Annotated in this window: 15 protein-coding genes; 8 read left to right on the top strand and 7 right to left on the bottom strand. The window is 73.7% G+C overall.

What is annotated here, in order from left to right:
- Positions 1 to 5 precede the first annotated feature (5 nt).
- Positions 6 to 812, top strand: coding sequence for an SDR family oxidoreductase (locus tag BLW32_RS22385; RefSeq protein WP_068741598.1), 807 nt, complete (start codon positions 6 to 8; stop codon positions 810 to 812).
- Here BLW32_RS22385 and BLW32_RS22380 read toward each other — a convergent pair.
- Both BLW32_RS22380 and BLW32_RS22375 read right to left on the bottom strand, forming a co-directional pair.
- Positions 745 to 993 carry a hypothetical protein gene (locus tag BLW32_RS22380; protein ID WP_074850793.1) on the bottom strand — a complete coding sequence of 83 codons (249 nt, stop codon included), beginning with the start codon at positions 991 to 993 and terminating at the stop codon, positions 745 to 747. The two genes, BLW32_RS22385 and BLW32_RS22380, sit on opposite strands and share 68 nt — an antisense overlap.
- Positions 983 to 2,341 carry a PspC domain-containing protein gene (locus BLW32_RS22375; protein WP_082791384.1) on the bottom strand — a complete coding sequence of 453 codons (1,359 nt, stop codon included), beginning with the start codon at positions 2,339 to 2,341 and terminating at the stop codon, positions 983 to 985. Before BLW32_RS22375 ends, BLW32_RS22380 begins: the two co-directional genes overlap by 11 nt.
- Before the next feature lie 143 nt (positions 2,342 to 2,484).
- Here BLW32_RS22375 and BLW32_RS22370 point away from each other — a divergent pair, with 143 nt between their 5' ends.
- Entirely contained in the window at positions 2,485 to 3,891 is a 1,407-nt protein-coding gene (locus BLW32_RS22370) for an ATP-binding protein (protein ID WP_074850791.1), read from the top strand.
- Positions 3,888 to 4,559 carry a LuxR C-terminal-related transcriptional regulator gene (locus BLW32_RS22365; RefSeq protein ID WP_068522503.1) on the top strand — a complete coding sequence of 224 codons (672 nt, stop codon included), beginning with the start codon at positions 3,888 to 3,890 and terminating at the stop codon, positions 4,557 to 4,559. The genes BLW32_RS22370 and BLW32_RS22365 overlap by 4 nt, the downstream gene beginning before the upstream one ends.
- Before the next feature lie 12 nt (positions 4,560 to 4,571).
- On the opposite strand, the gene BLW32_RS22360 is transcribed toward BLW32_RS22365, so the two are convergent.
- Entirely contained in the window at positions 4,572 to 5,753 is a 1,182-nt protein-coding gene (locus tag BLW32_RS22360; RefSeq protein ID WP_068741599.1) for a serine/threonine-protein kinase, read from the bottom strand.
- A 17-nt stretch (positions 5,754 to 5,770) separates the two neighbouring features.
- Positions 5,771 to 6,319, bottom strand: a complete 549-nt coding sequence (locus tag BLW32_RS22355; RefSeq protein ID WP_068522499.1) for a CGNR zinc finger domain-containing protein — start codon at positions 6,317 to 6,319, stop codon at positions 5,771 to 5,773.
- A 50-nt stretch (positions 6,320 to 6,369) separates the two neighbouring features.
- Here BLW32_RS22355 and BLW32_RS22350 point away from each other — a divergent pair, with 50 nt between their 5' ends.
- The 3 genes from BLW32_RS22350 (at position 6,370) to BLW32_RS22340 (ending at position 10,485) form a co-directional block, all read left to right on the top strand.
- A complete protein-coding gene (locus tag BLW32_RS22350) occupies positions 6,370 to 7,875 on the top strand; it encodes an amino acid permease (RefSeq protein ID WP_068522497.1) in 1,506 nt (501 codons plus the stop codon).
- Between the two features lie 289 nt (positions 7,876 to 8,164).
- Positions 8,165 to 8,896 (top strand): DnaE2-dependent mutagenesis accessory factor ImuA', encoded by a 732-nt coding sequence (gene imuA' / locus BLW32_RS22345; RefSeq protein ID WP_139286288.1) that lies wholly within the window; start codon positions 8,165 to 8,167, stop codon positions 8,894 to 8,896.
- Positions 8,893 to 10,485 carry a DNA polymerase Y family protein gene (locus tag BLW32_RS22340; protein WP_068741601.1) on the top strand — a complete coding sequence of 531 codons (1,593 nt, stop codon included), beginning with the start codon at positions 8,893 to 8,895 and terminating at the stop codon, positions 10,483 to 10,485. Before imuA' ends, BLW32_RS22340 begins: the two co-directional genes overlap by 4 nt.
- A 14-nt stretch (positions 10,486 to 10,499) precedes the next feature.
- Here the strand turns inward: BLW32_RS22340 and BLW32_RS22335 are convergent, their stop codons facing one another.
- The 3 genes from BLW32_RS22335 to BLW32_RS22325 form a co-directional block, all read right to left on the bottom strand.
- Entirely contained in the window at positions 10,500 to 11,783 is a 1,284-nt protein-coding gene (locus BLW32_RS22335; RefSeq protein ID WP_068741602.1) for a hypothetical protein, read from the bottom strand.
- A 90-nt stretch (positions 11,784 to 11,873) separates the two neighbouring features.
- On the bottom strand, positions 11,874 to 13,145 hold the full coding sequence (locus BLW32_RS22330) for a serpin family protein (protein WP_068741603.1): 1,272 nt from the start codon (positions 13,143 to 13,145) through the stop codon (positions 11,874 to 11,876).
- Positions 13,146 to 13,168: 23 nt separating this feature from the next.
- Positions 13,169 to 14,077 (bottom strand): amidohydrolase family protein, encoded by a 909-nt coding sequence (locus BLW32_RS22325; RefSeq protein ID WP_068741604.1) that lies wholly within the window; start codon positions 14,075 to 14,077, stop codon positions 13,169 to 13,171.
- Positions 14,078 to 14,169: 92 nt separating this feature from the next.
- Between BLW32_RS22325 and BLW32_RS22320 the strand changes: the two genes are divergently transcribed.
- Positions 14,170 to 14,631, top strand: a complete 462-nt coding sequence (locus tag BLW32_RS22320; RefSeq protein ID WP_068523270.1) for a MarR family winged helix-turn-helix transcriptional regulator — start codon at positions 14,170 to 14,172, stop codon at positions 14,629 to 14,631.
- A gap of 191 nt (positions 14,632 to 14,822) precedes the next feature.
- Complete coding sequence (locus BLW32_RS22315) at positions 14,823 to 18,107, top strand: error-prone DNA polymerase (RefSeq protein WP_068741674.1); 3,285 nt, start codon at positions 14,823 to 14,825, stop codon at positions 18,105 to 18,107.
- Positions 18,108 to 18,120: the final 13 nt, after the last annotated feature.

Genomic DNA, 18,120 nt, shown 5'->3' with positions numbered 1-18,120 from the left:
ACGCCATGACGATTCTGGTGACGGGTGCAACGGGCAACATCGGGCGGAAAGTGGTCGACGAGCTGGTGGCGAGGGGTGTCGCGGACATCCGGGCGCTCACCACCAACCCCGCGAAGGCGGCGCTGCCGAGCGGGGTGGAGGCCTTCAGAGGCTTCATCGGCAAGCCGGAGACGCTCGACGGCGCCTTCGAGGGCGTGACGGGGATGTACCTCGCGCCGTACGAGCCCACGGCGGCCGAGGTGCTGCGCCGGGCCGAGGACGCGGGCGTCGAGTACGTGGTCGCCACCTCGGGCAGCGCGCACTGGCAGGCGTTGACCGACGTCATCCTCGCGAGCGGCCTCGACGTCACCGTGCTGGGCCCGGGCGAGTTCATGGAGAATTTCGCGGGCTGGGCGGGGCAGGTCGCGACGGGCGTCGTCCGGGAGCCCTATCCGGACGCGGGCAGCGCGCCGATCTCGATGGACGACATCGCCGCGGTCGCGGCGGCGCTGCTCACGGCCGAGGACCGTGCCGCGCACGTCGGGAAGGTCTACGAGCTCACCGGCCCGAGCTTCCTGACCCGGGTCGAGATGGCCGCGCAGATCGGCGAGGGCATCGGCCGCGAGGTCGGCTTCGAGCAGATCAGCCGCGAGGAGGCCGAGGAGGCGCTGCGGCCCGAGATGGGCGACATGGCCGGCTGGTACCTGGACCTGCAAGACGCCTCCCGCCGGTATCGGCAGGAGGCGAACTCGCTGGTGGAGGATCTCAGTGGTCGTCCGGCGATGAGCCTGGCGCAGTGGGCGGCGCGGAATCGGAGCCTCTTCGCGGCCTGATCAGGGTCACCCCCGCCACGACGACGGCGCCGATCGCGAGGATCCCGAGCAGGGTGCCGGCGTCGATGAGGCGGGGGCCTCCGACGATGCCCCAGGCGGCGATCGCGAGGGCGGCGATGCCGGCGACGAGGAGCGCGGGCGAGGCCGATGTCCTACCGGCCGTGGTCTTCTCAGCGGACACGGTCCACCTCCACACTGCCCATGTTGCTCTGGGCGTCGATCGTCAGGGTCGGGGCTCCGGGCTTCGGCGTCGCGTTCAGGCCGTCGGGGCACTGCGCGTCACCCACGGTGACGGTGCAGCGCACCTTCACGTTCATGCCCTCCGGTACCTGGATCTTGGTCTCGCCCAAGCCCACTCGAGTGGTCAGGGTGCGGTCGTGGTCCAGGGTGAGCTGCCGCAGGTCGAGCTTCAGCGAGCCCGCCTGCAGGATGTACTGCTCCTGCAGGGCGTTCGGATCGGCGACGGTGAAGTTCCGGTCGCCGCGCGGAGCATCGGCGAAGCCGCTCATCACGTTCTGCGCCATGGTGCCCACGATCACGAAGCCCGCCAGGGGGATCGCGACGGCGAGCAGGCCGTAACCGCCGCGGCGGAAGGCGCCGGCGACGAGGCCGGTGCCCACCACGCCGAGCACGATGGCGGCGGCGACGACGGGCGAGATCGACACGCCGAGAACGAGGTTGACGGTGGCGATCGCCGCGGCCGTGAGCAGCGCGATGCCGAGCGTCACGGGCGTGATCCGGGTGCGACGCTTGGGCTCCACCGGGACCGGGGCGTTCGACGCCGCCGGCTCGGGCAGGTCCCACGCGAAGGGCGCGGCGCCCAACGGATCCCAGCGGGGCGGGTGGATCTCCTCGGTGGTCTGCGTCTGCACGCGCGGGGCCTGTTCGGGCGCCGGTGCCTTCTGCAGGTTGAGGGGCTCCGACGGTGCCGCGGCCGGCGGCGTCTGCGCGCTCGGGCCCGCGGGCCCTTCGGTCGCCTGCTCCGGGGCGGCGGCCTGCGGCGTCGTCGGGTCCGTGCCGGCGGGCGGCGTCCACACGGGCTGCCACGGGAACTGCGCCGCGGGCGGCTGCCAGGCCCCGACGGGGGCCGGCGGCGCGAGCCGCGCGGAGACCGCGGTGCCGGGCGGGGGCACGGGCAGGCGCTGGTGCAGCGCGTACCAGCCCGCGAGGAGCAGGGCGAGGCTGATGAATCCGGCGCCGGGCCACGAGGAGCTCATGCCGCCGCCGAAGGTCACCGCGAGCACCGCCGCGATGATGAGGACGATGGTGGGCGGGCCGGAGCGCTGCACGGGGGTGCCGTAGGCGTACTCGGACTCCTTGGGGAGCACGAAGAGGCCGACGATGTAGGCGACGAAACCGAGTCCACCGAGCACCGTCGCCCCGATGAACGCCGCGCGGACCAGCGCGACGTCCACCTGGTAGCGGCGCGCGAAGCCCGTGCACACGCCGGCGATCGGCGCGTTGCGGGCCCGGAGCGGCCTGGTCTCCCACATCTGCCGGAGCTGGCTGGAGAGGGTTGTCGTATCCATGCCTTCGATCCTGCGGGCCGCGGCCGCCCCGGTCCATCGGGATCTACCCTGAAATCGCGGCGCCGCGCCTCGGGGTGAGGGGTGATCTTTCAGGGGCTTCCCCGATACCCGCGGGCGAGGATCCGTGCCACCATCGAGGGATCATGAGCAGACGAGCAGAGCGCCGGTGGGCGCGGCACCAGGCTCGCCAGCAGGCGTGGCAGCAGGGCTGGCAGAACTGGCAGCAGGGGTGGCAACAGGGCGCCGAACCGGGCCCGGCCGCCGATCTCCGCGCGCCCGCGCCCGCCGTCGCCCGGCCCGCCGTCGTACCGCCCCCGGCGCAGCCGGCGCCGGCACCGTCGTACCCCCGGATGCACCGCCGCAACGGCGGCGCGGTGATCGGCGGCGTGTGCGGCGGCATCGCCGACCATCTCGGCGTCGACGCCACCAAGGTCCGCATCGCCTTCACCCTGCTCGCGCTGCTCGGCGCGGGCGTGGTCATGTACGCGCTGCTGTGGTTCATGTGCCGCCCGGGCACCGATACCGAGCACCCCGACCCGGCCGAGCGCCGCCAGGGCCTCGCGCTGGCCGTCCTCGGCGTGGTGGGCGCGGCGACCCTCGCGTCGGTCGCGAGCAACACCAGCGCCGGTTTCGTGGTCCCGGTCCTCGTCATCGGGATCGGCGCGGCCCTCGTCTGGCGGGAGGCGGATTCCGCTTCGCGGACACCGGCGTCCACGCCGGGCGGCTCCCGGCTCATCACCTGGCTGCGCGTGCTGGGCGGCGCCACGCTCGTGGTCGTCGGCCTGGCCGTGGTCTTCCTGGGCCGCGTCGACGTGGCCGCGCTCCCGACGGCGCTCGCCGCCGTCGTGCTCACCCTGGTGGGCGTCGCGCTGCTCACCGTGCCGATCTGGGTGCGCATGTGGCGCGACCTCGGCGCCGAGCGCGCCGCCCGGGTCCGCACGATCGAGCGCGAGGAGATCGCCTCGCACCTGCACGATTCCGTGCTGCAGACGCTCGCCCTCATCCAGAAGCAATCCGCCGACGGTGCCGCCGTCAAGCGGCTGGCCCGCAGCCAGGAGCGCGAACTCCGCGAGTGGCTGTTCGGCGGCTCCGAGGCGCCCGCCCAGTCGCTCGCGGCGGCGCTCAAGGCCGCGGCGGCCGACGTCGAGGACGCGCACTCGGTGGCGGTCGACGTCATCACCGTCGGCGACGTCGAGGGCGCCGAGCTCGGCGTCGACGACCGGTTCACCGCCCTGCTCGGCGCCGCGAAGGAGGCGATGGTGAACGCCGCCAAGCACTCCGGCTGCGAGAGCATCGACACCTACGCGGAGGTCGACGACGCCGCGGTCTCCGTCTTCGTCCGCGACCGCGGCGTCGGATTCGACCCGGACGGGGTACCGTCGGACCGGCAGGGCCTGGCCAAGTCGATCCGGTCCCGGATGGAGCGCCGCGGCGGCAGCGTCGCGGTCCGCACCGCCCCGGGCCGGGGCACCGAGGTGCGGCTGTCGATGGCGAGGCTCGCCGAGGGCGACGAGACGGTCGCGCCGGAGACAGCGGAGGAGAGTGCGTGAGCTACCGGGTGTTCCTGGTCGACGATCACGGCGTGTTCCGGTCCGGCGTGCGCGCCGAACTGGCCCGTGAGGATTCCATCGAGGTGGTGGGCGAGGCCGGCACCGTCGGCGAGGCCGTGGCGGGGATCCTCTCCACGGGCCCCGATGTGGTGCTGCTGGACGTGCACATGCCCGACGGCGGCGGCGTCGCCGTGCTGCGCGGCGTCACCGACGGCGCGCCCCGCGCGAAGCTGGAGAAGGCACCGGTCTTCCTCGCGCTCAGCGTCTCCGACGCCGCGGAGGACGTGATCGCCACGATTCGCGCCGGCGCCCGCGGCTACGTCACCAAGACGATCTCGGGGGAGGAGCTGGCCGATGCGGTGCGCCGCGTCGCGGAGGGCGACGCGGTCTTCTCGCCGCGGCTCGCCGGCTTCGTGCTGGACTCCTTCACGGGCCGCTCGCCCGTGCCTGAGCCGGCACTCGACCCGGAGCTGGACTCGCTCACCCCGCGCGAACTCGAGGTCCTGCGCCTGCTGGCCCGCGGCTACACCTACCGGGAGATCGCCGAGGACCTGTTCATCTCGGTCAAGACCGTCGAGACGCACGCCTCGAACGTGCTCCGCAAGACGCAGCAGAGCAACCGCAACGCCCTCACACGCTGGGCGCACACGCGCCACCTCGCGGACTGACCGGAGCGGGGCTCAGCCCAGCGCGATGATGACGCCGGCGATGATCGCGGCGAGCACGATGAAGCCGCCGATGATCCACACCGCGAGCACGGTGTTCGACATCCCCGACGGCGGCGCCACGGGCGGCGGCACGTAGGTGCTGGGCCGTGGTGCGGGCGGGATGGGCCGCTTGCGCTCGATCGGGCCCGACGATGCCGTGCGCGCCGTCGCCGCACGATCCCCGGAGGCGCTCGACGAGCGTTCCCCGGCGGTGCGCCGCAGCCACACCGCGGGCGCGCCCTCGGTCGCCTGCAGCGGGGCGGTGAGGATCGCGGCGGGGTTGCCGCCGCCCGCCGCGACCGCGGCGAGCCGGTCCCGGGCGTCGGTGAGCGAGGGACGTCGCTTCGGGCTCGGCTGCAGCATGTCCAGGATCACGCGGATCAGCGGACCGTCGTTCTTCGGCGGATTGATCTGTCCCAGCGCGACTTTGTGCAGCAGCGCGATCGAGTCCTCGTCGACGCCGAACGGCGGCGCACCCTCGAGCGCGGTGTACAGCGTGGCGCCCAGCGAGTACAGGTCGGAGGCCTCGGAGGGCTCGGTGCCGCGGGCGACCTCGGGCGCGAAGTAGGCGGGCGTGCCGGTGATGATCCCGGTGGGCCCGGCATCGTCGCCCTTGGCCCGCGCGATGCCGAAGTCCGAGAGCTTGACGGTGCCGGACGCGCGGCCCCGGTTCGCGATGAGGATGTTGCCGGGCTTGATGTCGCGGTGGATGATCCCCGACTCGTGGGCCTCGATGAGGGCGTCGGCCATCTGCGCGCCGATCTGCGCGACCTGCCGCTCGGGCATGGACCCGGTCATGTGCAGCACCTGCGCGAGCGAGCGCGAGGGCAGGTACTCCATCACCAGCCAGGGCTCGCCGCGGTCGAGGGCCACGTCGTACATCGCGACGGCGTTGCGGTGCTGCAGCCGGGCCGCGAGCCGGCCCTCGTGCAGGGCGCGCCGACGCAGCTCGTCGGCCTCCTCCTGGGTGAGGCCCTCGGTGGAGATGACCTGCTTGGCGGCCACGTCGCGGTCCAGGCGTTCGTCGCGCGCGAGCCACACGGCGCCCATGCCGCCGCCGCCGATCTTGGAGGTCAGGCGGTAACGCCCGGCGACCAGGTAATCGGGCCCGGGAACGCCCCTGATCGCTCCGCCCGCACCCGTCGATTCCGCCACGCCGTTGATCCTAAGGGTCAGGCCCGGCGCGCGCGGTACGCGGCCACGTTCAGGCGGTTGTTGCATCCGTCGTCGCAGAAGCGGCGGGAGCTGTTGCGGCTGAAGTCCACGAGCACCCCGGCGCAGTCCGGCGCGGCGCACCGGCGCAGCCGGTCGAGGGCACCCGCGCGGACCACGTCGACCATGCCCATCGCGGGCTCGGCGAGGAAGCGCTCCGCGATGGGCGTCGCGTCGTTCCAGCCGTGCAGGTGGTACGGCCAGTCGTCGTGCCGCACGAGCTGGGGCAGGACCGCCGCGTCGCGCAGCATCCGGTTCACCAGGTCGACGGTGCCGGCCTCGTCGCCCGCGAGGTCCCACAGGCCGCGCAGGACGCGGCGCACGGCGTGCACGCGATCCAGCTCGTCGTCGCGCAGCGGGATGGGGCCGGTCCAGCCCCAGCGCTCCACGAAGGCGCGGAGCGCGGCGACGTCGGGCAGGCGCTCGGGGCGCTCCGTGCGCGCGTCCGGGGCGGTGTTGACCAGATCGGCGGCGCTCGCGAGGGCGGATCGGGTGTCGTAGGAGAACATGACGCTGCGAATGCTAACCGGAGTGGTGTCGGGGTCGCTACTCTCATCGGGTGTCCAGCCCTCTTGGAATCACCCCCGATGACTCCCTCCGCCAAGGACTGCAGAGTCGCCACATCAGCATGCTCGCGCTCGGCGGCGCGATCGGCACCGGCCTGTTCGTGGCGTCCGGCGCCACGATCAGCCAGGCCGGCCCCGGTGGCGCCCTCCTGGCGTACGCGCTCATGGGCGTCATGGTCTTCTTCCTCATGCAGAGCCTCGGCGAGATGTCGGCGTACATGCCGTGCAGTAATCCGTTCGAGGAGTACGGCAGCCGGTTCGTCAGTAAGTCCTTCGGCTTCGCCGCCGGGTGGAACTACTGGTTCAACTGGTCGATCACGCTGGCCGCGGAGGTGGTGGCGGCCGGCCTGATCATGAAGTTCTGGCTGCCCGACGTGCCCACCTGGATCTGGTCGGTGATCTTCCTCGCCGGCCTGTTGGCCCTGAACCTGTTCGCGGTGAAGGCCTTCGGCGAGGCCGAGTTCTGGTTCGCGTCGATCAAGGTGATCGCCGTGGTGATCTTCCTCATCGTCGGCGTGCTCATGGTGCTGGGCGTGGTCGGCGACGGCCCGTCTCCCGGCTTCTCCAACTGGACCATCGGCGACGCGCCCTTCGTGGACTGGCCGCTGGGCATGCTCTCGGTCTTCCTCATCGCGGGCTTCGCCTTCCAGGGCACGGAGATGATCGCGGTCGCGGCGGGCGAGGCCATCGAGCCGAAGAGCGCCATCCCGCGCGCGGTGCGCACCGTCTTCTTCCGGATCCTGGTCTTCTACATCGGCACGCTGACGATCATCGCCTTCCTCATCCCGTACACCAGCCCCGAGCTCCTGGACGCCTCGGCGGAGAACGTCGCGGTGGCGCCGTTCACGCTGGTCTTCAAGCTCGCGGGCATCGATGCCGCGGCGTCGATCATGAACGCGGTCATCCTCATCGCCATCCTCTCCGCCGGCAACGCCAGCCTGTTCGCCGCCACGCGCGCGCTGTACGGCCTGGGGGTGGAGGGCAACGCGCCGAAGATCTTCGCCAAGGTGACCAAGGCCGGCGTTCCCATCGCCGCCACGGCGGCGACCACCGTGATCGGGTGCCTGTGCTTCCTCGCCGGCCCGAAGGGCGATGGTGCCGCGTACACGGTGCTGGTCGCGGCCTCGTCCGTGGCCGGGTTCGTGACCTGGATCGGGATCGCGTGGGCGCACTACAAGTTCCGCCGGGCGTGGAACGCGCAGGGGCGCTCGCTCGACGAGCTGCCCTACAAGGCGTGGCTGTACCCCGCGGGTCCGATCGTGGCGCTCCTCATGTGTGTCGCGGTCGTCGCGGGGCAGTACTACGTCGCGGTCACCGATTCCGACACGGGAGGCAGCGTCAGTCTGCTGCTCACCACGTACGCCGCGCTGATCCTGTTCCTGGGGCTGTGGTGGGGACACAAGCTGATCACCAAGACGCCCACCGTCGACCCGAAGACCGCGGACCTGTCGCCCGTCGCGGCGGCCTCCGCGCACCACGATCCGAACCGCGTGGGCTGATCTCCCGCTCGCTCGATGACGGCGGATCGCCCCCGACGGGGCGGTCCGCCGTCGTTCTGTCCGGGCTGACGCCCGTGCCGCCGACGTTGCCCCTGACCTGCGGCGATCATGTGATGCGTTGCCCGCATCCCCGTTCGGAACCTCTCCTACCTCGGCGCTTGACGCCGTTCGGATCGCGGATCTACGCTGAGATCAGATCGAACAGAAGTTCTAGTCATGTCTTCCCCGTGGCTCGGCTTCCGCACTGATCGGTGACGCGGGATCCGAAGGTAGGGGAGGGGTGTGACACATGTCCGCACGTGTTCAGGCATTGGCCGGGGGCCGCGAGGAGAAGCTCGCGGAGCTGCGCAAGCGGCTCGCGGCGCTGCCGGAGAGGCATCGTCCGGCGAAGGCGCGGGCGCCCGTGGAGGCGCCGCTGCAGGATGAGTCGGCGCAGCTCGGCATGGGCGTGCTCCCGGTGCACGAGGAACTCGCCCGGCTGCTGCCGGGCGGCGGCCTGCCCCGCGGCACGGTCGCGGAGGTCGCGGGCGCCGGCTCGCTCGCGGTCTCGCTGGTGGCCGGCGTCTCGCGGGCCGGGGCGCGGGTCGCGCTGTGCGGCGTGTCCGGCTTCGGCATGGCCGCCGCACTCGAACAGGGGGCCGATCCGGAGCGCATCGCGCTCATCGCCGGCCCGCTCGCGGATCCGGTGGCCGTCGCCTCGATCCTGCTCGACGGTGCCGACGTGGTGCTGTGCGAGCTGGGCGGCATCGCGGTGCCTCCCAGTCGCGGCCGGGCCATCGCCGCCCGGGCCCGCTCCCGGGGTTCGGTACTGCTGGTCACCGGCGGCCGGTGGGAGGGCGCCGCGCTGCACCTCGGCGCGCGCGTGCAGGGCTACACCGGCCTCGGCACCCGGCCGGGCCGCGGCCGGATCCGCGGGATCGACCTGGTCTTCTCCGCCCGCGGCCGCGGCTGCGTCAACCCGCAGCGGGGCGCTGAGCAGCACTGGGGCGCCGAGCAGCGTCGAAGGGCGGCGGCGCAGTGACCGCGCAGCGTATCCTCGCGCTGTGGTGCCCGGACTGGCCGGCGGCCGCCGCGGCGGCGGACGCGGACCTGCCGCCCGACCGCCCCGTCGCCGTCCTGCACGGCAACCGGGTCGTCGCCTGCAACGCCCCCGCCCGGGCCGACGGTGTGCGCCGCGGCATGAAGCGCCGCGAATCCCAGGCCCGCTGCCCGGGACTGCACGTCGCCCAGGCCGACGAGGGCCGGGACGCGCGGCTCTTCGAGCCCGTGGCCGGCGCGGTGGCCGCCCTGATCCCGCTCATCGAGGTGCTGCGCCCGGGGCTCGTGGTGATCCCGGCGCGCGGCGCGGCGCGCTTCTTCGGCGGCGAGGAGCAGGCCGCCGAGCGCCTGGTGGACGCGGCCTCCTCCGTGGGCGCGGAGTCGCTCGCCGGCATCGCCGACGAGGTCTTCACCGCGGCCCTGGCGGCCCGCCGCGGCACCGTCGTCCCGCCGGGGGAGTCGGCGACCTTCCTCGCCCCGCTGCCCATCGCCCAGCTGGGGGCCGAACCCGCGCTCGCGGGCGGCGACCGCACCGAGCTCCTCGACCTGCTGCGCCGGCTGGGGCTGCGCACCGTCGGCGCCTTCGCGGCGCTCTCCGCGACCGATGTGGCCACCCGTTTCGGGACCGACGCGATCGCCGCGCACCGGCAGGCCCGCGCGGTGCCGGACCGGCCGCCGTCCACCGCGGCCCTGCCGCCCGGGCTGGAGGTGGAGCTGCGGCCCGACCCGCCGATCGACCGGGTCGACGCGGCGGCCTTCGCCGGCCGCGCCCTGGCCGCGGAGCTGCACGGCAAGCTGTCCGCGGCCGGCGTCGCGTGCCTGCGCCTGGAGGTCTCCGCGATCGCCGAGAACGGCGAACGGCACAGCCGCATCTGGCGCTGCGCCGAGCCGCTCACCCCGGACGGCACGGCCGACCGCGTGCGCTGGCAGATCGACGGCTGGCTCACCGGCGGCCGGTCCGCGAAGCGGGACGGGGACGGCGGCCCGGGCGCCCCGATCTCCCTGCTGCGGCTCGAACCCGTCGAGGTGGTCGACGCCGGCGCGCTGCAGGCGGGCATGTGGGGCGACGAGGCCGACGGTGCCGCCCGGTTCCGCCGCGCCCTGGTCCGGGTGCAGGGCCTGCTCGGCGGCGAGGCGGTGCGGATGGGGGTGCGCAGCGGCGGTCGCGGCCCGGCCGAGCGGGTCACCTGGGTGCCGCTGGGCGACGAGGTGGTCCCGGAGCGCGATCCGGCCGCGCCGTGGCCCGGGCGGATGCCGGAGCCGGCACCGTCGGTTCTGGTCACGGGCGCCGCGGTCACGATGACCGATGCCGCGGGCGCCGCCGTGCGGGTCACCGAGCGCGGCGCCTTCACGGGTGAGCCCACGCACCTGGTGTGGGGCTCGCGCGACTGGTCGCTGCGCTGGTGGGCGGGGCCGTGGCTGGTCGACGAGCGGTGGTGGGCCGCCGACGGTGCCACCGAGCCCCGGGCCCGCGCCCAGGTGCTGCTCGAGCCCGCGCCGGGCCGCGACGACGGCCGGGCCCTGCTACTGCAGTACGCCGGGGGCTGGGAGGTGGAGGGCGTGTACGAGTAGAGGAGCCGACCGGCTCAGCCCGCGCTGCCCGAGAAGGCCACCGAGAGGTACGGGTTGGTGTCCGGCGCCGGGGCGGGCCGGAACCGGTTGCGCCGGTGCTTCGCCCGCTTCCCGGGCGTGAGCGCCGTGCCCTCGGAATCCTCGGGTGCCTCCTCCGCGGCGGGCTCCGCGAGGGCGTCCCCCGCGGCCTCGTCGGCCGGCGGCAGAACCCGGTGGTGCCCCGCGGCGGGAACCTCCTCGGCGGGGGTGGCCTCGGTGGCGGCCTCATCGGACTCGGCCAGGTCCGCGGTCGCGGCTTCGACGGCCTCCGCCGCCTCCACGGCGACCGCCTCCCGGCGGCGCAGACGATGGGCGACCGCGAGTGCGGCCAGGTAGGTGACGGTGCCCGCCGCGCCGCCCACGACGAGCGCCCAGGCGAGTGGCCGCGCGATGCCGGGGTCCGGCGCCGGGGCGGGCGCGCTGGTCACGGACCGCAGCCGGGTCTGCGTGAGGGCGAGCTGGCCGTCGATGGCGCCGAGCGCCGTCTTCAGCTGTCCCACACCGGTGGTCAGGTTGGTGACGGAGGCGTTGACGTCCTTGCGCGCCGAGGCCAGCTTGGTCAGCCCGTCGCGCAGTTGCCGGGCGGCGCTGCGGGCGGAGGTGAGCGAGGCGTCGGCGTTGGCGGACGCGCTGCTCAGGCTGCTCGTCATGGTCGAGAGCGTGCTCCGCATCCCGGCCACGTCGTCGAGCGCGCCCACGCCCTTCGAGCCGGCGAGCGCGCGGTCGAGCTGCGCGACGGCCTCGGCCGATCCGGGCGACGGGTGCTCGATCAGCCGTCCGCGCAGTGCCACGAGCGCCGCGCGGGTGCCCGCCGCCACCTGCTGCAGTCCCTGCGTGCGCTCGAGGGCGCCGGTGAGCGTGGCGGTCGCCCGGTTCACCTGGCCCAGCGCGGCGGAGAGCGAGGACGCCTCGTCGAGGCCCGAGACCAGCTGTTCGGCACCGGTTTTGGCGGTGTCGACGCTGTCGAAGATCTGCGGGACCGAGCCGGCCGAGGTGTTCAGGCCGTTCCCGGCGGAGACCACGGCGTTGGACAGTAGGCCGAAGAGCGCGCGCGACTCGTCGGCGGCTTTGAGGGCGACGCGCGTGTTCTCGGCGTTCTCCCGCTCCTGGGCCGGCGCGGGCGGAGTCGTCCCCGCGGCGATGAGGAAGGTGGCGCCGCCCGCGACGAGCGCGATCAGCACGGCGAGCAGCGCGGTGCCCGTGAGGGCCCACGCCGAACGGGCCGCCGCGCGGAGCGGGCGGGTCAGCTTCATGGTCATGCCTCAACCTTAACGTGAAGTCGAGACTTTGGTGAAAAGATAACCGCTGGAAGGAATGTGGATTTGCAATACCAACAGGTGGTGTGCGGGCTATGCGCCCGGCCGGTTGACCGTCCCCATCATCAGGGGCATCCCTGTCGCCGTGTCGACCACCGAGTACGCGAAGGCCCGATCCACCACGAAGGGCGCGGGGCCCGGCGCGGGCTCCGGGGTCGGCGCCGCGGTCGCGGTGTCGGTGGCGGTGCCCTTCTCTCCGACGGTGAGCACGGCCGCCGCGCGGGCGTCGGCCAGCGACGGCGATCCCGGGGCCACGCCGTCGAGGCCGGGGCCCGCGAACAGCGCCGTCAGGCCCGCGTCCCGGAGCGGATCGGCGAGCCCGGTCCAGGTGCTGGTGCGCCACTTCGGCAGGCTCACCTCGTGCGGCGTCGACGGTGCCCCCGCCAGCGCGATCCGCGCCGCGGTGAACCGGCCCTCGCTCGCCGCGTCGGCGAGCGGCGTCCCGGGGGTGGGTAGCACGATCTGCAGTGCGAGCGTGGTGCCGTAGTCGAGCTGCAACGCCGTGAAGCCCTCGCCCGCGGCCACCCGCGCGGGCACCGTGCCGCGCATGGTGAGCGGGTCGAGAACGGCGCCGTCGGCGGCGGTGAACGGCGCGGGCCGCGTCCGGGCGGCGTCGAACGGGAAGCGCCACGCGGCCGCGAGGTACGCGGTCGTCGCGGCGGCGAGGCGCGTGTCGGCGTCGGTGCGCAGCGGCGCCGCGGTGAGGCTGCTGCCGGTGTTCACGGCCACCCACTCGCCCAGCGGCTCGCCCACGCCGAGGCCGAAGTCCACCGGGTAGACGCCGGTGTCGTAACTCGCGGCGAGCGCGTCCAGGTACGGGGACCGGACGCGCCGGTCCTCGGGCTGCTTGGCCGTCAGGAGCGCGACCTGCGACTGGAACAGCGGCGACGCGGGCGGTGTGCCCGTGGGGACGGTGCCCGGATCGCCCGCCCACTGCGCGGCCTGGCCGGTGAGAGCCGCCATCGCCCGCGGGAGGTTCTTCGCGGCGCCGAGCCCGGCACCGTCGAGCTGCGCGGCGGTCTCGCCCTGCGCCCCGGCTCGGAGCATGCCCAGCAGGCTCAGGACCGACCAGGGGGAGACGGCGGTGCTCGCCGCGCGCGGGTCGCCCGCCGCGAGCCGCGCGCCGACGCGGGTGGCGGTGGAGACCAGCGCGGTCACGTCGTCGCGGGTCTCGTCGATCCCCACCTGCTCGAAGGCGGTCTTGGACCGCTCGAGCGACAGGGTCTCGGGCGCCGACGGTGCGCCGCCGCACGCCGCGAGGGTCCCCGCGACGAACAGCGCCACCGCGGCGCGCCGGATCTGCATGAGGGCCATCGTACGGCCCGTGCTCAGGCGCCCGCGCGCTCCAGCAGGGCGCGGCCGTTGTGCCACAGCACCTTGCGCATCCATTCGTCGCCGAGGCCGAGCCGCGCCAGCCCGAAGAGCTGGTGCGCGTACTCGTACGGGATGTTGGGGAAGTCGCTGCCCAACACCACCTTGTCGGCGAGCGCGCCGAGCCGCTCGACGTATCCGGGCGGCATCGGGGCGGTCCGCTCGGTGAAGTCGGTCGCGGCCATGGTGGTGTCGAGGTACACGTGGGGGAAGCGCTCGGCGAGGTCGGCGAACCGGTCGTACTCCGGCATGCCGAGGTGCGCGATGACGAGTGTCAGCTCGGGGTGCCGGCGCAGCACCTCGCCGACGCGGTCGGGGCCGGTGTACGGGCCCTCGACGGGGCCGGAGCCGGCGTGGATCACCACCGGGATCCTCGCCGCGGCCAGCACCTCCCAGGCGGGATCCAGCAGCGGGTCGTCGGGCGCGAAGACGCCCACCTGGACGTGCATCTTGAACAACCGCGCACCGTCGGCGACGGCCTGCGCGACGTACTCGCCCACGCCGGGCTCGGGGTAGAGCGTGGCGCAGTGGATGCCGTCGGGCACGCGGCGCGCGAACTCGGCGCACCACTCGTTGAGCCACACCGCCATCCCGGGCTTGTGCGGGTAGGTGAGCGCGGGGATCGCCGTCACGCCCATGCCGCGGATCAGCTCCAGCCGGGTGTCCTCGTCGAACCGGTACCGGATGGGCCACTCGCGGCCGTACTCGGCGCTCGCGCGGTCGAAGAAGTCCCACACCTTGACCAGCATCGGCTCGGGCAGGAAGTGCACGTGGATGTCGGCGAGGCCGGGGATGCCGAGGGACTCCAGGTAGACGGGGATCTCCGCGTCGGAGGTCGGTCCCGGCGTGGTGCTCGGACTGCTCATACCGGTCAATGTACCCACGTCGGTGAGGCGCCGTTCACCGAAATGCGGAGCCGGTAAACTCGGGTCCCGACGTGATGTTCGGGGGTGTGGCGATGGTGGACACGGGGAACACCCGGTGGCTGTCCGACGAGGAGATGGCGGCCTGGCTGCCCCTCATCCACGTCGCGATGCGGCTGCCCTCGAAGCTGGACACGCAGCTGCGCGCCGACGCGGGCATCACCCACTACGAGTTCATGGTGCTCGCGCAGCTCTCGCAGGCGCCCGACCGCACGCTCGGCCTGTCGGCACTCGCCGAGGCCGCCAACTCGTCGCCCTCGCGCCTGTCGCACGTGCTGCGCAAGCTCGGCGAGCGCGGCTGGCTGGTGCGGCGCGCGGAGGGGCGCTCGGCCTACGCCGAGCTCACCGACGAGGGCTTCGCCGCGCTCGACGGTGCCGCCCGCGGGCACGTCGCGGAGGTTCGCCGCCTGGTCTTCGACCACCTCACGGCGCGCGACGTCACCGCGCTGCGCGCCGCTCTCTCCAAGGTCACCCCGGGTCTCGCCGACGAGGCCTGAGCCCGTCAGGCCGCGGCGGCCACAGTGTTCGCGGCATCGCCCGCTGCCCGGGTGAGTTCCGGCAGCGCGCTGCCGGATTCCGTCCACGCTGCCGGTTCGTGGCAGCGCTCGCGGGTGTCGGCAGCGTCCGGCGCATGTGAAGCGTTCGAGTGTCGAACATTCATCGAACATATAAGCGTAGAATGCTGGGTGTGGGATGGAGCAACGGGCCGAGCTGGTCGGAGATGGAGCGGGTGCTCTCCGGGCGGGCCCCGGTGCGCCGGGCGGAGGAGCCGCCGGGCGACGGTGGCGATTCGCCGGCGTGGTCCCGCAAGCGCGAGCCCTACGTGCCGTCCGGCGGCGGTCCCGGGGTCTCCCGCGTGCCCTATGCGGAGCTGCACGCGCACACCGCGTTCAGCTTCCTCGACGGCGCCGCGCTGCCGGAGGAGATGGTCGAGCAGGCCCACGCGCTCGGCCTGAAGGCCCTCGCGGTCACCGACCACAACGGCTTCTACGGGGTGGTCCGGTTCGCCGAGGCCGCGCTGGAGCTGGGCGTTCCCACGGTCTTCGGGGCGGAGCTGTCCCTGGAGCACGACGCGATGCGCACCGGCGCCGAGGACCCGTCGGGCGATCACCTGCTCGTGCTCGCCCGCGGCCAGGAGGGGTACCGCCGCCTCTCGCGCGCGATGGCCGAGGCGCACATGGAGGCGGGGGAGAAGGGGCTGCTGCGTTTCCACCCGGACCGCCTCGCCGAATGGTCCGGCGGACACTGGCACATCCTCACCGGCTGCCGCAAGGGCGCGGTCCGGCGCGGCCTCGCCGCCGGTGGGCCCGACGGTGCCGCCGCCGCCCTCGCGCAGCTCGTCGACCGCTTCGGGGAGGGGCGGGTGAGCATGGAGCTCACCGTCCACGGCGTCCCCGAGGACGACGAGCGCAACCATCTCCTCGCCGGCGTGGCCGCGCGGATGGGGGTGGGCACCGTCGCCACCACGGGGGCGCACTTCGCCCGGCCCGGCCAGCGGCACCTGGCGTCCACGCTCGCGGCGATCCGCGCCCGCCGCAGCCTCGACGAACTCGACGGCTGGCTCCCCGCCGCGGGCGGCGCGCACCTGCGCTCGGGCGACGAGATGGCGCTGCTGCTACCCGAACATCCCGGCGCCATCGCGGCCGCCGCCGAGCTCGGCGCCGAGTGCGCCTTCAGCCTCAAGCTGATCGCGCCGAACCTGCCGCCCTTCGACGTCCCGTCGGGCCACACGGAGGCCACCTGGCTGCGCGAGCTGACCCGGCGCGGGGCGCTGGAGCGGTACGGCCCGCCGGAGCGGAACCCGCAGGCGTACCGGCAGATCGAGCACGAGCTGAACGTGATCGAGACGCTCACCTTCCCGGGCTACTTCCTCATCGTGCACAGCATCGTCACCTTCTGCCGCGAGAACGACATCCTGTGCCAGGGCCGCGGCAGCGCCGCCAACTCGGCCGTCTGCTTCGCGCTGGGCATCACGGCGGTGGACCCGGTGCGCAACCAGCTGCTCTTCGAGCGCTTCCTCGCCCCCGAGCGCGACGGCCCGCCCGACATCGACGTCGACATCGAGTCGGATCGCCGGGAGGAGGCGATCCAGTTCGTCTACCGGAAGTACGGCCGCGAGTACGCCGCGCAGGTCGCCAACGTCATCACCTACCGCGGCCGGTCCGCGGTCCGTGACACGGCGCGGGCGCTCGGCTACTCGCAGGGGCAGCAGGACGCCTGGAGCAAACAGGTCTCCAGCTGGGGGTGGCGGAACGATCCGGTGCCCGAGGGGATCCCGGGCCGGGTGGTCGAGCTGGCGACGCAGATCGCGGACCTGCCGCGGCATCTGGGGATCCACTCGGGCGGCATGGTGATCTGCGACCGTCCGATCGCCGACGTCTGCCCCACCGAGTGGGCCCGCATGGAGGACCGCAGCGTGCTGCAGTGGGACAAGGACGACTGCGCGGCCGCGGGCCTGGTGAAGTTCGATCTGCTGGGCCTCGGGATGCTCAGCGCGCTGCACTACGCGAAGGACCTCCTCGCCGAGCACAAGGGCATCGACGTGGACTTCGCGCAGCTCGACCTCGCCGACGCCAACGTCTACGAGATGCTCTGTCGCGCCGACTCCGTGGGCGTCTTCCAGGTGGAGTCGCGCGCGCAGATGGCCACGCTGCCGCGCCTGAAACCGCGGAACTTCTACGACCTGGTGGTGGAGGTCGCGCTCATCCGGCCCGGCCCCATCCAGGGCGGTTCGGTGCACCCGTACATCCGCCGCCGCAACGGGCTGGAGGAGCCGGCCGTCGAGCACCCGTCGATGTGGAAGGCCCTGCGGCGCACGCTGGGGGTGCCGCTCTTCCAGGAGCAGCTCATGCAACTCGCCACCGACGTCGCCGGCTTCTCCCCGGCGGAGGCCGACCAGCTGCGCCGCGCCATGGGCTCGAAGCGCTCCACGGAGAAGATGGAGCAGCTGCGGCAGCGCTTCTACGACGGTGCGCGGCACCGGCACGGCATCGAGGGGGAGGTGGCCGACCGGATCTTCGAGAAGCTCGCCGCCTTCGCCAACTTCGGCTTCCCCGAGAGTCATTCGCAGTCGTTCGCGTCGCTGGTCTTCTACTCCTCGTGGTTCAAGCTCTACCATCCGGCGGCCTTCTGCGCGGCGCTGTTGCGGGCCCAGCCGATGGGTTTCTACTCGCCGCAGTCCCTCGTCGCCGACGCGCGACGGCACGGCGTCACCGTGCACGGGCCGTGCGTGAACCGCAGCCTGCCGTGGGCGGATCTGGAGAACGCGGGTGCGGAGGTCCGGCTCGGCCTGGCCGCGATCCGCACCATCGGCGACGACCTCGCCGAGCGCATCGCCCACGAGCGGGACGCGCGCGGCGCCTACGCGGGCCTCACCGATCTCACGGCTCGGGTCGAGCTCACGGTCGCGCAGTCGGAGGCGCTCGCCACCTCCGGTGCGTTGGACTGCTTCGGCCGCGACCGCCGGCAGGCGCTGTGGGAGGCGGGTGCCGCCGCGCGGGAGCGTCCGGACCGGCTGCCGGGTACCGCCACCGCGGGCGCGCCGCCCGCCCTGCCCGGCATGAGCGAGACGGAGCTCGCGGCGGCGGACGTGTGGGCCACGTCGGTCACCGTCGGCAAGTACCCGACGGAGTTCCTGCGGCCCACCCTCGACCGTCTCGGTGTCGTCCCGGCCGACCGCCTCCTCTCGCTGCCCGACGGTGACCGCGTCCTGGTGGGCGGGGCCGTCACGCACCGGCAGCGGCCCGCCACCGCGGGCGGCGTCACCTTCATCAACCTCGAGGACGAGACCGGCATGGTGAACGTGGTGTGCAGCCAGGGGCTGTGGGCGCGGTATCGGCGGCTGGCGCAGTCGGCGCCCGCGCTGCTGATCCGGGGGAAGCTGCAGAACGCGGAGGGCGCCGTCACCGTCGTCGCCGATCGACTGCAGCGCATGGACCTGTCGGTGCCCTCGCGGTCCCGCGATTGGCAGTGAGGGTAGCCTTAGG

Origin of the sequence: Tsukamurella tyrosinosolvens, assembly GCF_900104775.1 — a bacterium.
In the GTDB taxonomy this organism is placed as follows: Bacteria; Actinomycetota; Actinomycetes; order Mycobacteriales; family Mycobacteriaceae; genus Tsukamurella; species Tsukamurella tyrosinosolvens.
Note: the sequence above shows the minus strand (reverse complement) of the source record. Positions and strands in the feature narration are given on the sequence as shown.

Bases quoted from the DNA above. Each gene is read 5' to 3' on its own strand.
- BLW32_RS22385 (WP_068741598.1), top strand. From the start codon at position 6: ATGACGATTCTGGTGACGGGTGCAACGGGCAACATCGGGCGGAAAGTG.
- BLW32_RS22330 (WP_068741603.1), bottom strand. From the start codon at position 13,145: ATGCAGATCCGGCGCGCCGCGGTGGCGCTGTTCGTCGCGGGGACCCTC.
- BLW32_RS22335 (WP_068741602.1), bottom strand. From the start codon at position 11,783: ATGACCATGAAGCTGACCCGCCCGCTCCGCGCGGCGGCCCGTTCGGCG.
- BLW32_RS22355 (WP_068522499.1), bottom strand. From the start codon at position 6,319: ATGTTCTCCTACGACACCCGATCCGCCCTCGCGAGCGCCGCCGATCTG.
- BLW32_RS22320 (WP_068523270.1), top strand. From the start codon at position 14,170: ATGGTGGACACGGGGAACACCCGGTGGCTGTCCGACGAGGAGATGGCG.
- imuA' (WP_139286288.1), top strand. From the start codon at position 8,165: ATGTCCGCACGTGTTCAGGCATTGGCCGGGGGCCGCGAGGAGAAGCTC.
- BLW32_RS22370 (WP_074850791.1), top strand. From the start codon at position 2,485: ATGAGCAGACGAGCAGAGCGCCGGTGGGCGCGGCACCAGGCTCGCCAG.
- BLW32_RS22325 (WP_068741604.1), bottom strand. From the start codon at position 14,077: ATGAGCAGTCCGAGCACCACGCCGGGACCGACCTCCGACGCGGAGATC.
- BLW32_RS22375 (WP_082791384.1), bottom strand. From the start codon at position 2,341: ATGGATACGACAACCCTCTCCAGCCAGCTCCGGCAGATGTGGGAGACC.